The sequence below is a fragment of the bacterium genome, assembly GCA_021108215.1.
Taxonomy (GTDB): Bacteria; Oederibacteriota; JAAXVQ01; order JAAXVQ01; family JAUVAV01; genus JAIORK01.
In genome coordinates, this window is the sequence record JAIORK010000032.1 from 166,744 (window position 1) to 180,464 (window position 13,721).

Here is a 13,721-nt window from a genome sequence, read left to right on the forward strand (position 1 = left end):
CGGGAATGACATAGTAAAAAATGATCTGTTTAGGATGAAATATTCTGTAATGAACAAATTGACTGTTTTTTTTATATTGATTTATTTCTTCTGTGGCGTTTCCGGACAGGCTGCTGATGTGCGTGAGTTTGACATCAACGCCCACTCAGTCAGTCTGGGGTATAGTGCGCTGGCTTTGACCGGAGATTTCCGCGCGTCCAATAATCCAGCCAGTCTTGGTTTTGCTCTGCCACCTATCCTGATTGTTGATAGTTCTGAAAACAGCATTACACCGGAAGTTGAACCGAAATACCGGCAACCGCTATCCTTATCTCTCAGTCAGGCACGTTTGGCTTATGACCAATACGGTTACCAGGTGATGCTTACCGTGCCGTGTTTCGGCAATTTGGCATTTAAATTTGATCAGATGATTACTCAAAATACTATTTATTATCGGTTGCTTTTTAATGCTGACGGCACAGCTGTGATTGATTCCATCACCAACCAACAGGCTACCGTACTTACCTATGATACACAGGTTGATTCATTATTTGCTTTGGCATACGGATTACAACTTTTTCCTCGGCTTGCACTGGGGATAGAGGCCCAAGCGATTTATCTCAAAATCGGGGAAGATTATGCCTGGGGATTTGATGGGGATGTTGGCGTGGTGTATCAGTGGCCGGATGACAAAGGGTTGAGCGCAGGTTTGGTGATGCGTCACTGCAACGCACAGTGGCAGGCCTGGCATAAACCCTATAGAGAAGAAACGGGTTTGCGGAAATTAGAAGGTGGTGTGAATATTCCGCTGCTGGATTGGCAAACCACGCTCACGGCGATGATGACTCAGTGGATCAAACCGGATGAACTCCCCAAAGCCAGCGTGGGACTGGCGTACAAAGGATTTGATCCTTTGACGTTGCGTATTGGCTGGGATGCGGACCATATCAATCTGGGTGCCGGGTTTGTCTGGCAACAGGTGCGGGTGGATTATGCTGCTGTGATTGGTAATGCATTGTACGATGCCAACCGGATCACGATTCAAATATTTTGGTAAGCTCATAAAGCTACTTACCACGGAGATCACGGAGCACACGGAGAAAAACAAAAAAAGTAAGGATAAAGATGAAACATTTTTTTAAAACTTTTGCCCTAAAAACATTTATGGCTTTTTCTTTCTCCGTGTGCTCCGTGATCTCCGTGGTAAAAAGAATTTGATTTAAAATGTTGAGGTGGGTTATGAAACGGTTATCAGTCTTGCTGGCTTGTTTACTTGTGTCAGGTTGTGCATCCCTCTCGGTTCAGACAGCAACGTTTGATTTGGCGCAGGGTGAATTGCTGGTGGAGTATCAAGGCAGTATTGGACGCTCGGGTAGCGGTCATGCTCAATTTCTCCAGCCGCACGGGATCATAGCACATCAAGCAGGAAACCTGGGATACCTCTTTGTAGCGGATACCGGGAATCAACGCATCCAGGTGTTGGGCACAGACGGTACCTTTCGGTTTGAGTTTGGCCGTTTTGGGATTGATCCGGGCAGGTTCAATGATCCCATGGGACTGGCGTTTGACGGCACCAGGTTGTATATCTCCGATCAAAAAAATCACCGTATTCAGCAATTTGATTGGCAGGGAAATTATATTACTGCATTTGGCTCGCAAGGCAGCGGCAAGCAGGAAATGCATCGCCCCCATGGGGTGGCCGTTGACAGCTTGGGGTATTTATATATTGCTGATACAGAAAACGACCGGGTGCTTAAGGTTGATGCCCAGGGCAATCAGATTAAAATAATCGGCGGATTTGGGACCGGACCGGGATTTATGCTGCGTCCCTCAGCAGTAATTGCTGAGCCGGGCGGCCGGGTGCTGGTGCTGGATGCACGCAATCATAGAGTACAACGGTTTACGGAAGAGGGCGATTTCCTGAGTATGTTTGGAAGTCCGGGCAAAGCGGTCGGCCAATTACGGGAACCGCAAAGTATGGCGCGTTCTAAAGACGGCTTGCTCTTTATTGCCGATACCGGCAATAACCGGATTACCGTTTTTGATACGCAGGGCAAGTGGGTGCGTGAGATTACCGCCCCTGCCATGAAATCACCAAGCGGGCTGGCCGTCGGCCAGGACAATATGCTTTATGTGGCTGATACTGGCAATGACAGGATATTGAAATACAAGATTACAAGGATAAAAACGATAATGAAAAAATAGAGTTTTTTTACCACGGAGGCGCGGAGAACACGGAGAAAAAAACTTTTTAGGGTAAATACTTAAAGACTTTAAAGGCTTTTAAAGTTTTTAAAACCTTTAAAGCTTTTTAAAGCTTTAAACCCTATTTGTTTTTCATATTTTTATTTTAAAAGATTTCTCCGTGAGCTCCGTGCCTCCGTGGTGGGAAGCCTTTGAATTATATATTTTAATGAATTGGGAACAAATGATGAAAAAAGCAATATTAATCACATTTTGTGTATTATGTTTTCCTGTGCTTTCCCATGCCGTGGCCCTGCCCGGTGATCCGGCATTGCTGGAACCTATGGGCACCACGCCGGTGGCGCAGACGCAGGAGAAAGTACTCTTCGCCTATACCATCCGGCCCGGCGACACGCTCTGGGATATTGCCAAGTGGGTATTGAAAGATCCTTTCCAGTGGCCTGAGATGCTTAAATATAATTATATTGAAAATCCTGATCTTATTTATCCAGGTGACCGTTTGATTGTTCCCAGTCCGGATGTTTTGGAACAAGTGCGTCAGGCACGGGATGTGCGGGAAATTGCCGCCATCCGGAAAGCTGCTGAGTCAGGTGCGCGGGTTGAGGAGCTTCAGCCCCTGCCGGAAGGCTTGAGCCGTAGTTTGAGTCCAACCGCGAGTGAATTGGTTCGCGTGCCATTGTATGAAACCAAAGAGGAAGATGACGAACGATCATCTGATTTAAAACTATCAGGTCGAAAAAACATCACTTTGGAATGTCGTGAATACAAGGGCGGAACATCACCAAATTATTTTTCATCCGGCTATACACGGCGAGAGTCGTTGAACCTGACGCTTTCCGGTCAGATCATGAAAACCATTAAGGTGGAAGGGGAGTTTTATCAATCCGACCAAAGTCTGGAAAACACCTATATGCTTAAACTCTCGACCGATCGGATGGAATTGTTGCTGGGTGATTTTTCCGCAACCCTGCCGGATACGGAATTTGTTCTGGAGAACCGGAATATTTCGGGTGGGCGTTTCACTGCTGATTTTGCGTCCAGCGGTGGCATCGCGATTGTAGGCGCGTCCAAAGGGATTGACAGGTATGAAAAATTTTATGGTGATCGGACACAAGGACCGTATTATCTGGCCAACGCTCCGGTGGTTTTCGGATCGGAAATGATTATGCTCAACAAAAATAAGCTTATACGCGGTACGGAGTATGAATTTGATTATTTTTCCGGAAGAATAATATTTTTGAAACAGGTTGTGGATGATGTGACGCTGGTGGAAGTGATTTATGAATCACGCCAGACAATTTATCCGCGAAGTTTGTATGCCGCTCGTTTATGGAGCAAACCGTTTTCATGGTTACGCTTGGCAGGTTCAATGGTGCGAGAGGAAGATCCCGAAGAAGCGGGTGTTGTTGATGTCGGCGTGGGCAACACACTGACCCCGATCGGGCATTGGGTGCTGGGGACGGATGTACAATCCGAAATTCCGGGATTCGGAAAAGTGAGCGGGGAGTTTGCGTTTAGCCGGTATCAGGCAAACCGGCTGGTGTCTGACAAAACCGAAGGGCAGGCACTCAAGGCGGCGGCCACCGGCAGCATCGGTCCGGTGGGGATGAAAGGTTATTATCGCAGGACTTCACCGGAGTTCATGCGGGTCGGCGGCTCAGAGCAAGGCAGCGACCTGCTCAATTACGGGGGCAGCACAGATTTTAAAACCGGCGGTCCCTACACCCTGGCCGGTGCGTATGATTATAAAGAAGTACTGCAAAATGGTATTTGTGAACTGACCCAACAGAGCAGTGTCCAGGCCAGGGTGTTTCCCCAAGCATGGCCCTCATTGGGATATGAATATTTTTTTCTGGATGAACAAAATGATGCGCAGGAAAGCAGCCGGAAACTGGACCATGAAACCATCCGGCATACCGGGATCGTGGGTGTGGAGCAGGATTATTATGCAGCTTCAATTCGCGGTGAGCAGGAAAAGCGTGAAGGAAAATTGGCGGATCGGAATTCAGCACAAACCCGGCGTTTGGAAATTTCCGCCAATTCAAAAAATCTCAGTTGGTTGACCATGAGCGGCTTGTTTAATTATCAGAGAGTAGATGCATCCGGTGATAGTCTGGCAGCATTGGAAGATTACGCAGTCACCAAAGTTAAGGTCAATGGTGCTTTCAAGCCTTCGGAGCGTTACTCACTGACCCTGGCCAATGAATGGGTCTGGGATGAGGCATACGGATCGACCCGGACGCTGGACACGAAACTTAATCTTCGGCCGATTGACACCATCCGGCTGGATGCGGATTACACCTGGGAAACACTCCAGAGTTTGGTCGGAAGTGTTTATCAGCCGGTTTATACGCAGACCGCTTCCGGGCAATTGGAAATAACCCCCTGGCAGCCGCTTTCCGTGCGGCTCTCACCCAGCCTGCGCTGGACCGGTCTGGCGCAAGGCGGCGGACTGTTGAATAAAACCCGGACTGATTTGGGAACTGTGAAATGGGCGCAAATGGCCCAACTTACGCATGAACTGGAAGGCAAGCGCGAGCTGTATATTCTGACTGACAGCACAGACCCGGGGCTGCGTTTCCAGACGGAGCAGGAGACCCGCAAAGCTGCCTATGCAGCCAGGATTGTTTTTTCCAATGCCTTGTCCGGGGATGCCAAAGCATCGTATGAACAGTTTCAAAAACAGAATTACAATTCATCTTTTCTGGAGTATGACCGGTTACAGGGTAGGGAACGCGACTTTAGTCTGGGCCTGCACTCCTCAGTGCAGGCGGTTTGGCGGATGGATGGTAGCTATACGCTCACCTTACGTGATCAGGACGGCACCAGTGCCGAGTCAGTCACCCGGACAGCGTATGCCATTTCTGAGACCAGTCAGACGACCCAGTCCTATGACCTGCTTAATTCCTACGGTTCCTTGCATACGCGTCAGGACACGGCAGACGGCAAAGTCACCTATCAATGGAACGAAATTGTTTCCAGTTATCTCGAAGGATTGTACAGTCGCAACGAGGACCAAACCGGTCGGGAACCCATCATTCATACCGCTTCTGTGGGTGCAGGACTGGTCCTGCGCTGGACCAGGTTCCGCGCTGAAGCAGTTGCCAAACTGGCCGAATCTTGGGGCGGCGCAGATACGCATCAGGAAGACTACACCCTGACGCTGAATTATAATCCTGTCAAACTGCTCGCTCTGAGCCTGCGCGGCAAACACGGCCTGACCCGCGATCCGGATACCCGTGCCACCGAAGTCACCATGAATTGTAGTGTGCAGTTTTAAAGTCAGAGTTAGAGGATGTATTCCAAATAACTAAAAAATATATATATTGGCATAATCGTATTACTTTATCCACGCCGCATATACTATTTTATTGAAATAAGCCTACATATTATATAGTATTATCCAGTAACAGGATGGATACTGACAGTATGGGTTGTTTTAAATGATTTTTAAAGAATTGTGAAGGGGGATAGGGTCATGAAAGATCATTCTCAAGCCGGATGGTTCTATTTTACAGGATTTATTGGTGCAATGGTCTATTTTATTGGACAGGCAGATGGATTTTGGCCCTCTGTTCTGGGAATTGTAAAGGCAGCTATATGGCCGGCCTTCCTCATTTATAAAGTATTTCTTTACATCTCCTGATCAAAAAAGAATTTTTCCTAGGTTGACAATCTCGAAAGCCTCTCGTATATTGGAGCACCTTTAAAAAAGGTGCTGTTTTTTTGTATGTTTTATTTATTAGGAGGCAAAAATGCTTAAATTTGACAAACATCGTAGGACTCTCATGCGCGAGGAATACCATTATGAGTTGCAGGAAGTCCAGGAACCAAATCTTTACCGGGACATCTATACCTATGAGATGCCGCCGTTAATGTGTTTTAATCATCGGGTTTCACCGCTGATGCCGGCTGAGGATATCTGGATCACGGATACAACGTTTCGTGACGGCCAGCAGGCCATGCCGCCATTTAGCGTAGAGCAGATCGTGAAGCTTTTTGAGCTGGAGCACAAGCTTGCCGGCCCCCACGGTATTATCCGCCAATCGGAGTTTTTTCTTTATACAGATAAGGATAAGCAGGCGGTTACGAAATGTATGGAAAAAGGCTATGAGTTCCCGGAGGTTACCGGTTGGATCCGGGCGAAAAAAGAAGATTTAAAATTGGTCAAGGAAATGGGGCTGCAAGAAACCGGTATTTTGACCTCAGCCTCGGATTACCATATTTTTAACAAACTGAAGAAAACCCGGAAACAAGCCATGGAAGGGTACTTGGATATCGTCCGGTCCGCCCTGGAAATGGGCGTTATCCCGCGCTGTCACTTTGAAGATATTACCCGGGCTGATTTCTACGGTTTTGTCATCCCTTTTGCTCAGGAATTGATGCGTCTTTCCCGTGAATCAGGCATTCCGGTGAAGATCCGCGCCTGCGATACACTGGGTTATGGTGTTAGTGTTCCGGGTGTCATGCTGCCGAGAAATGTCAATGGGATTATCTATGGACTGAACAAATATGCCGGTGTTCCGTCTGAATTGCTGGAATGGCACGGTCATAATGACTTTTACCGGGCGCTTTCCAATTCTACCGCAGCGTGGCTCTACGGCTGCTCAGCTGTCAACGGGACGTTGCTGGGGATTGGCGAACGAACCGGCAATACTCCGATTGAGGCGCTGCTGATTGAATATATCGGTCTGCGCGGCAGTATGGAAGATATTGATACTTCGGTGATCACGGAAGTGGCGGAGTATTTTGAGAAAGAAATGGGGTACAAAGTTCCGGCCAATCAGCCCTTGGTGGGTGCGAATTTTAATGTGACCCGCGCAGGAATTCATGCCGATGGTTTGCTGAAGGACCAGGAAATTTATAATATTTTTGATACAGAAAAGGTGCTCAACCGCCCGGTGGATATCGGTATTACGGATAAATCCGGCGTGGCGGGAATTGCTTACTGGGTGAATGCGCGCCTGAAAATCCCGGAAAAAGTTAAGATCCAGAAAAATGATTCCGGCGTTATGGCGATCAAAGAATGGGTGGATGCGGAATATGAGAACGGACGCATCACAGGTATTTCAGATGATGAAATGTGGGACCAGGCACGTATCCATTTTTCCGAATGGGTCGGTTATTTACATCATGAAAGAGGGTAGGGTATGACGACATTGAATTATGCACCACCTGCCACTGGCAGTAAGATTGAATGGAAGGAAAACCAGCTGGTTGTACCGGACAAGCCGATTATTCCGTTTATAGAGGGTGATGGCATCGGTCCGGATATTTGGGCGGCAACCCGGAAGGTCCTGGATGCGGCGGTGGCCAAGGCCTATCACGGCAGCAAGGAAATTCAGTGGATGGAAATTTTGTGCGGGGAAAAGGCGGTCACCCAGGGTGTCTCAGCCTTGCCGGACGAAACCTTAGCAGCGATTCAAGCGTACCGGGTTGCCATCAAGGGACCCTTGACCACGCCGGTAGGCGGCGGGTTTCGTTCTTTGAATGTTAGTCTGCGCCAGTTGCTGGACCTGTATGCCTGTGTCCGCCCGGTACGGTATTACGGCGGCACACCGGCGCCGGTGAAACATCCGGAGAAGCTTGATGTGGTTATCTTCCGTGAAAACACAGAAGATGTTTATGCGGGTATTGAGTGGGCTTCGGGCAGTGTTGAGGCTAAAAAATTGGCGGCTTTCATTACAGAAGAATTAAAGATGCCGGTCAATAGCGAAGCCGGTATTGGCATCAAACCCATGACTCGTGTTAATACTCATCGGATTGTGAGCGCGGCCATCCGTCATGCGATTGAACACAATTGTCCCAGCGTAACCCTGGTGCATAAAGGAAATATTATGAAATACACTGAGGGCGCTTTTCGTGATTGGGGTTATGAGGTCGCGCAGCTGAATTTTTCCGAGCAGACCGTGAGTGAAAAAGATCTCTGGGAAAAATATGACGGTAAGATGCCCGCCGGCAAGGTTTTGATTAAGGACCGGATTGCGGATGCCATGTTTCAGCAGGTACTCTTGCGCCCGGATGAATATTCAGTGCTGGCAACGCCGAATCTTAATGGTGATTATATCTCCGATGCATGTGCCGCTCAGGTGGGTGGATTGGGGATCGCACCCGGTGCGAATATCGGCGATGGGGTTGCACTGTTTGAGGCTACGCACGGTACAGCGCCCAAGTATGCCGGTCAGGACAAGGTCAATCCCGGATCATTGATTTTATCCGGGGTCATGATGGTCGAGTATTTGGGATGGCAGGAAGCTGCGGATGCGATTAAGGTCGCGCTGGAAAAAACTATTTTGAGTAAAATCGTAACCTATGATTTGGCCCGTCAGTTGGACAATGCCCGGGAAGTCAAATGCAGCCAATTTGCCCAGGCGATCACTGAAAATTTGGTATAAGCGGTTTTTTGCCGGCAGCAAAGGCTGAAGGGCCGTTGCTGCCGGTTTATTTTTAAGCCATAGTTTCTCCATGCAGCCGGACCATCAAAAAGCAGCCATTGCAATCGGGTTGTCAGTAAAGGATTATGAAAATGAAGAATAAAAAAACCAACCAACCGGCAGCCAAACAAGCAGTGCTGCGGGATAAAAAAACCGCAAAAAAGATCCGGGATAAGTTTAATTCACTGGAAATGACGATCGGCGGCCTGCAACAGGAACTTCAGGAAACACTGACGTATATGGAATTGCGGCTGGAAAACCTGGAACTGTATGTCGCCGAGATACAGGCGGAACTCAATAAACACTCGAAATCCCGTGACGTGAATTCACGTTTATATTATCATTGAATCAAGTTTGAAAAACGGTCTTGTCCGAATTAAACTATCCGGAGTTCAATGAAATCGTCCGGGGAGGTTGATTTTTACAGGAAAACCGGCACGGTGTACACACGCTAGAGCCCGTAATGCCGATTTTGGTCTCGGCTGCCCGACCAGACACTTGGGGTGCGTTTTTTCCTGGAAAAATCAACCTCCCCGGACGATTTAGCTGCAAGAGCCTGCATTCATTCGGACAGCAGTGTTTGGAAAAGTGAAATGAAAAGGGAGGGTGAAACCATGGCAAGGAATAAAGTGACTGTGATTGGCGCCGGTAATGTGGGTGCTTCTGTGGCGCAACAGGTACTGGCCCAACACCTGGGCGATGTGGTCCTGGTGGATATTGCCGAGGGGATTGCCCGGGGCAAGGCATTGGATATGAACCAATCAGCCCCTATTTTAGGATATCAGGGAAGAGTCGTGGGCACAGGCTGCTATGAAGACACGATTGATTCCGATGTGATTGTGGTGACGTCCGGTTCGCCGCGTAAACCGGGCATGAGCCGGGATGATTTACTCAAAATTAATTTTGAAATTGTGCATACCGTTACCGGACATGCAGCTTCCGCTTCGCCGGATGCGGTGATTATTGTGGTGACCAATCCGCTTGATGCCATGACCTATACTGCCTTGAAAACATCACACTTTGAAAAAAAACGGGTGATCGGTATGGCCGGCATCCTGGATACCGCCCGCTATCGAACGTTTCTTGCCGAGGCACTCGATGTTTCCAGCCATGTCATTGATGCAATGGTTTTGGGGGGTCATGGTGATGAAATGGTCCCCTGTATTCCACTGACACGCGTGGCCGGTGCGCCTGTCACCGAGTTATTACCCCAAAATGAATTGGATGCGATTATTCAGCGGACCCGAGGCGGCGGCGGTGAGATTGTGAAGTTGCTTCAGACCGGGAGCGCCTATTACGCACCGGCAGCATCGGCTGTACGCATGGTCTCAGCAGTGCTGCATGATGAAAAAGCGATTTTGCCCTGTGCGACATTGTTGGAGGGGGACTATGGCTTTTCGGATCTCGTGCTCGGCGTACCGGTTGTGATTGGACGTGCGGGGGTTGAGAAAATTGTCAATCTTGCATTGACCCCGGAGGACAAAAAGGCATTGGCCCAATCCGCAGATGCGGTCGCGCCGCTTTGCCGTAAAGTCGATGCCTGGTTAAAGGAAAAAGCAGCTTAAGACAGCACGGTTTATTTTTGATTCGAGGAGGTATGTCTATGCGGGAGATATCCACAGAAGCGATTAAAACCGGAATTATGCATGCACTGAAAGAAATTCATTTTCAAATTCGTCCTGATGTAAAAGCGGCATTGCAAAAAGCGTTGGATGAGGAAGCCTCGCCGCTTGGCCGGCAGGCATTGGAACTCTTGCTGGAAAATGCCAAAATGGCATCCGCCGGTATTCATCCCCTTTGTCAGGATACCGGACTTACCATTATTTTTGCTGAAGTGGGACAAGAAGTCGCGATTACCGGCGGCGCCTTAAATGATGCAATTCAGGCGGGTGTGCGTGCGGCAACCCAGGAAGTGCGCCTGCGCCACTCGATCTCGGTTCATCCCTTCAAACGTGTTAATACCGGGGACAACACCCCGGCGGTGGTTCATTATCATATTGTTCCGGGAAAAGGATGTAAGCTTCATGTGATGGCAAAAGGCGGCGGCAGTGAGAATGCCAGTGCGATGGCGATGCTGTTGCCTTCGGCCGGGACGCATGGTGTGATGGATTTCGTTGTGGATCGAATTCGCCGGACCGGTGCGGCTGCCTGTCCGCCGTTGATAATTGGTGTTGGTGTGGGGGGGAGTTTTGATACTGCGCCCCTGCTGGCAAAAAAAGCGCTGCTGCGCAAGGTGGGTGAACCATCATTGGATGTCGAGACCGCAAATCTGGAAAAAAAATTATTGGAAAGAATCAATCAACAGGGCATCGGTCCGCAAGGGTGGGGCGGTACGGTCACGGCGCTTTCGGTGGCAGTTGAGACTGCACCGTGTCACATTGCTTCCATGCCGGTCGCATTGAATGTGGAGTGTCACAGTCATCGTTTGGCGGAGGTGAAATTATGAGCAGTGTTTGGCTGAAACTTCCCCTGCAATCCAATGAATTGAAAAAATTGACCATCGGGCAATGGGTCAATCTTAGCGGTCCGCTGTATACGGCCCGGGATGCAGCGCTCAAAAGAATTCATGGTTTGGTTACTGAGGGGAAAACTCCGCCGGTTGATTTTAAGGACCAGCTGGTTTATTTTGTAGGACCCACCCCGGCTGCGCCGGGGGAGCCGCTCGGCTCAGCCGGTCCGACAACCAGCTTGCGCATGGAGCCGTTTTTGCCTGCGATGATGGATGCCGGTGTGGTGGCTGTGATGGGCAAGGGGCCGCTCTCAAAATTGATGGTGGCTGAGCTTCAGCGACGCGGCGTCATCTATTTATCCGCTGCCGGCGGTGCCGGTGCATTTTATGGATCGCGTGTGCATGGTGCAGCGGTGGTCGCTTATGAGGAGCTGGGGCCGGAGGCCATTTACAGCCTTAAAGTGGAAAGTTTTCCGGCAGTGGTGGCAGTTGATTTAAATGGCGGGGATCTGTTTGAACAAGGCCCCAAGGACTATCGGAAGGAATAAAAGCATGGCAGTGAAAAGAAATAAGCAGCGTAATCCCGGCGGGAGCAAAAATTCCCCAGGTGTTTCAAAACGACGTTCAACAAAAAAAATGAGCCGGCGGTCGGGAGTACCCTTGACGGTGACGGAAAAAATATTGCAAGCGCATTGTGTGGAAGGTGAATGCAAACCGGGGAATCCAGTCGGACTGCGTATTGATCAGACCTTGACTCAGGATGCGACCGGGACCATGGCATGGCTCCAGTTTGAAGCATTGGGACTGGCGCGGGTACGCACCGATCTTTCAGTCTCCTATGTTGACCATAATACGCTCCAAACCGGATTTGAAAATGCTGATGATCATTTGTTTTTACAGAGCACAGCGAAAAAATACGGGGCTTATTTTTCCCGGCCCGGAAACGGCATCTGTCATCAGCTGCATCTGGAGCGCTTCGGTAAACCCGGGACAACCCTGCTGGGTTCTGATTCACATACGCCTACGGCGGGTGGTTTGGGGATGATCGCCATTGGTGCCGGCGGGCTGGATGTTGCCGCTGCCATGGGCGGCGCGCCGTTTTACCTGGGTTTTCCGAAGATAATAAAAATTTATTTAACCGGGCGCTTGTCCAAGCAGGTCTCGGCCAAGGATGTGATTCTCGAGGTTTTGCGCAAGATTTCGGTCAAGGGCGGTGTGGGAAAAATTCTGGAATATACCGGACCGGGTGTAAAAATGCTATCCATTCCCGAACGGGCCACGATTACCAATATGGGGGCTGAGACCGGCGCGACCACCAGCATTTTTCCGTCAGACGATGTGACCCGGGTGTTTTTAGAATATCAGGGACGGGGAAAAGATTTCAAAGCACTGTCTGCGGATTCCCAAGCGGTTTATACGGGCGGCGAGATTAAACTTGATCTTGGGAAATTGGAGCCTCTGGCTGCGCAACCGCATTCACCGGATGCTGTTATTGAAGTGAAAAAACTCAAGGGTTTAAAACCCCGGCAGGTTGTGATCGGTTCTTGTACCAATTCTTCTTTGAAAGATTTGGTGACCGTTGCCGGCATTTTGGCAGGCAAGAAGGTTCATCCGGATGTCTCCTTGGTGATTACGCCCGGTTCCCAGCAAGTCCTCAATGCGATGGCCAAGAACAACGCGCTGGCGGCTTTAATTGCTTCCGGCGCCCGGGTTATGGAACCATCCTGTGGTGCTTGTATTGGCATGGGGCAGGCGCCCAGTACGGGTGCGATCAGCCTGAGAACATTTAACCGCAATTTCAAGGGGCGTTCCGGAACAGCGGATGCCGGGGTTTATCTGGTCTCGCCGGAGACGGCAGCGGCGGCCGCATTGTTTGGTACTGTGGTGGATCCCCGCAATATAAAAAGCATTAAAAAATTTAGGATGCCTAAAAAAGCGGAAACATCGGATAGTCTGTTGATCAAACCAATGAAACAGGCTAAAACGGTTGAGGTTGTACGCGGGCCCAATATTCAAGCATTGCCCCAGTTTAAGGAACTGGCGGCACAAGATGCCGGGCAGGTATTATCAAAATTTGGCGATAATATAACCACAGATGATATTATGCCGGCAGGCGCCAAAATACTTCCTTTGCGTTCGAATATTACAGCTATTTCCGAATTCGTTTTTTCCGGACTGGACAGTGACTTCAGTGTGCGGGCCAAATCCGCTCAAGGCGGTTATGTGGTCGGAGGAGAAAATTATGGTCAGGGATCTTCGCGCGAGCATGCGGCTTTGGCGCCGCGCTATCTGGGTGTGCGCGCTGTGCTGGTCAAGTCATTTGCGCGAATTCATCTGGCAAATTTGATTAATTTTGGAATTCTGCCGATTACGTTTAAACATGCCGGGGACTATGAAAAAGTGGAGCAGGGTCAGCAGCTTTCCATGCCTGGTTTAAAGGCCAGACTTATTGCGGGTCAATCGCTTTTGGTTCGCAATGAAACAACCCAAGATGAATGGGAGATGGAATGCAGCCTCTCTCCCCGCCAGCTGAAAATTATACTGGCCGGCGGCACACTTAATTTTTTAAAAGAATCCCTCACCTGATACACGTGTCTTTCCGTCCGAGTCTGATCAAGATCGCAGAGCACCTATTTTTTTCATATACCCACAAA

At 49.4% G+C, this 13,721-nt stretch carries 11 protein-coding genes; all 11 read left to right on the forward strand.

What is annotated here, in order from left to right; translation table 11 throughout:
* Positions 1-49: 49 nt before the first annotated feature.
* The 11 genes from K8S19_07465 to K8S19_07515 all read left to right on the forward strand — a co-directional run bounded on the left by K8S19_07465 (position 50) and on the right by K8S19_07515 (position 13,653).
* A complete protein-coding gene (locus K8S19_07465) occupies positions 50-1,036 on the forward strand; it encodes a hypothetical protein (GenBank protein ID MCD4813513.1) in 987 nt (328 codons plus the stop codon).
* A gap of 182 nt (positions 1,037-1,218) precedes the next feature.
* Positions 1,219-2,184 carry an NHL repeat-containing protein gene (locus tag K8S19_07470; GenBank protein MCD4813514.1) on the forward strand — a complete coding sequence of 322 codons (966 nt, stop codon included), beginning with the start codon at positions 1,219-1,221 and terminating at the stop codon, positions 2,182-2,184.
* Positions 2,185-2,506: 322 nt separating this feature from the next.
* Complete coding sequence (locus K8S19_07475; GenBank protein MCD4813515.1) at positions 2,507-5,464, forward strand: LysM peptidoglycan-binding domain-containing protein; 2,958 nt, start codon at positions 2,507-2,509, stop codon at positions 5,462-5,464.
* 198 nt (positions 5,465-5,662) lie between these two features.
* Entirely contained in the window at positions 5,663-5,830 is a 168-nt protein-coding gene (locus K8S19_07480; GenBank protein ID MCD4813516.1) for a hypothetical protein, read from the forward strand.
* A 109-nt stretch (positions 5,831-5,939) separates the two neighbouring features.
* The gene (locus tag K8S19_07485; protein MCD4813517.1) at positions 5,940-7,331 is read left to right on the forward strand and encodes a 2-isopropylmalate synthase; all 1,392 of its coding nucleotides are present in this window, start codon (positions 5,940-5,942) and stop codon (positions 7,329-7,331) included.
* A gap of 3 nt (positions 7,332-7,334) precedes the next feature.
* The gene (gene icd / locus K8S19_07490) at positions 7,335-8,579 is read left to right on the forward strand and encodes an isocitrate dehydrogenase (NADP(+)) (protein MCD4813518.1); all 1,245 of its coding nucleotides are present in this window, start codon (positions 7,335-7,337) and stop codon (positions 8,577-8,579) included.
* 131 nt (positions 8,580-8,710) lie between these two features.
* Complete coding sequence (locus K8S19_07495; protein ID MCD4813519.1) at positions 8,711-8,965, forward strand: hypothetical protein; 255 nt, start codon at positions 8,711-8,713, stop codon at positions 8,963-8,965.
* A 267-nt stretch (positions 8,966-9,232) separates the two neighbouring features.
* Complete coding sequence (gene mdh, locus K8S19_07500) at positions 9,233-10,183, forward strand: malate dehydrogenase (protein MCD4813520.1); 951 nt, start codon at positions 9,233-9,235, stop codon at positions 10,181-10,183.
* 38 nt (positions 10,184-10,221) lie between these two features.
* Positions 10,222-11,064 carry a fumarate hydratase gene (locus tag K8S19_07505; protein MCD4813521.1) on the forward strand — a complete coding sequence of 281 codons (843 nt, stop codon included), beginning with the start codon at positions 10,222-10,224 and terminating at the stop codon, positions 11,062-11,064.
* Positions 11,061-11,615, forward strand: coding sequence for a FumA C-terminus/TtdB family hydratase beta subunit (locus K8S19_07510; protein MCD4813522.1), 555 nt, complete (start codon positions 11,061-11,063; stop codon positions 11,613-11,615). Before K8S19_07505 ends, K8S19_07510 begins: the two co-directional genes overlap by 4 nt.
* A gap of 88 nt (positions 11,616-11,703) precedes the next feature.
* A complete protein-coding gene (locus tag K8S19_07515) occupies positions 11,704-13,653 on the forward strand; it encodes an aconitate hydratase (GenBank protein ID MCD4813523.1) in 1,950 nt (649 codons plus the stop codon).
* Positions 13,654-13,721: the final 68 nt, after the last annotated feature.

Coding starts and splice junctions, on each gene's coding strand:
- K8S19_07465 (MCD4813513.1), top strand. CDS start 50: ATGAACAAATTGACTGTTTTTTTTATATTGATTTATTTCTTCTGTGGC.
- K8S19_07470 (MCD4813514.1), top strand. CDS start 1,219: ATGAAACGGTTATCAGTCTTGCTGGCTTGTTTACTTGTGTCAGGTTGT.
- K8S19_07475 (MCD4813515.1), top strand. CDS start 2,507: ATGGGCACCACGCCGGTGGCGCAGACGCAGGAGAAAGTACTCTTCGCC.
- K8S19_07480 (MCD4813516.1), top strand. CDS start 5,663: ATGAAAGATCATTCTCAAGCCGGATGGTTCTATTTTACAGGATTTATT.
- K8S19_07485 (MCD4813517.1), top strand. CDS start 5,940: ATGCTTAAATTTGACAAACATCGTAGGACTCTCATGCGCGAGGAATAC.
- icd (MCD4813518.1), top strand. CDS start 7,335: ATGACGACATTGAATTATGCACCACCTGCCACTGGCAGTAAGATTGAA.
- K8S19_07495 (MCD4813519.1), top strand. CDS start 8,711: ATGAAGAATAAAAAAACCAACCAACCGGCAGCCAAACAAGCAGTGCTG.
- mdh (MCD4813520.1), top strand. CDS start 9,233: ATGGCAAGGAATAAAGTGACTGTGATTGGCGCCGGTAATGTGGGTGCT.
- K8S19_07505 (MCD4813521.1), top strand. CDS start 10,222: ATGCGGGAGATATCCACAGAAGCGATTAAAACCGGAATTATGCATGCA.
- K8S19_07510 (MCD4813522.1), top strand. CDS start 11,061: ATGAGCAGTGTTTGGCTGAAACTTCCCCTGCAATCCAATGAATTGAAA.
- K8S19_07515 (MCD4813523.1), top strand. CDS start 11,704: ATGAGCCGGCGGTCGGGAGTACCCTTGACGGTGACGGAAAAAATATTG.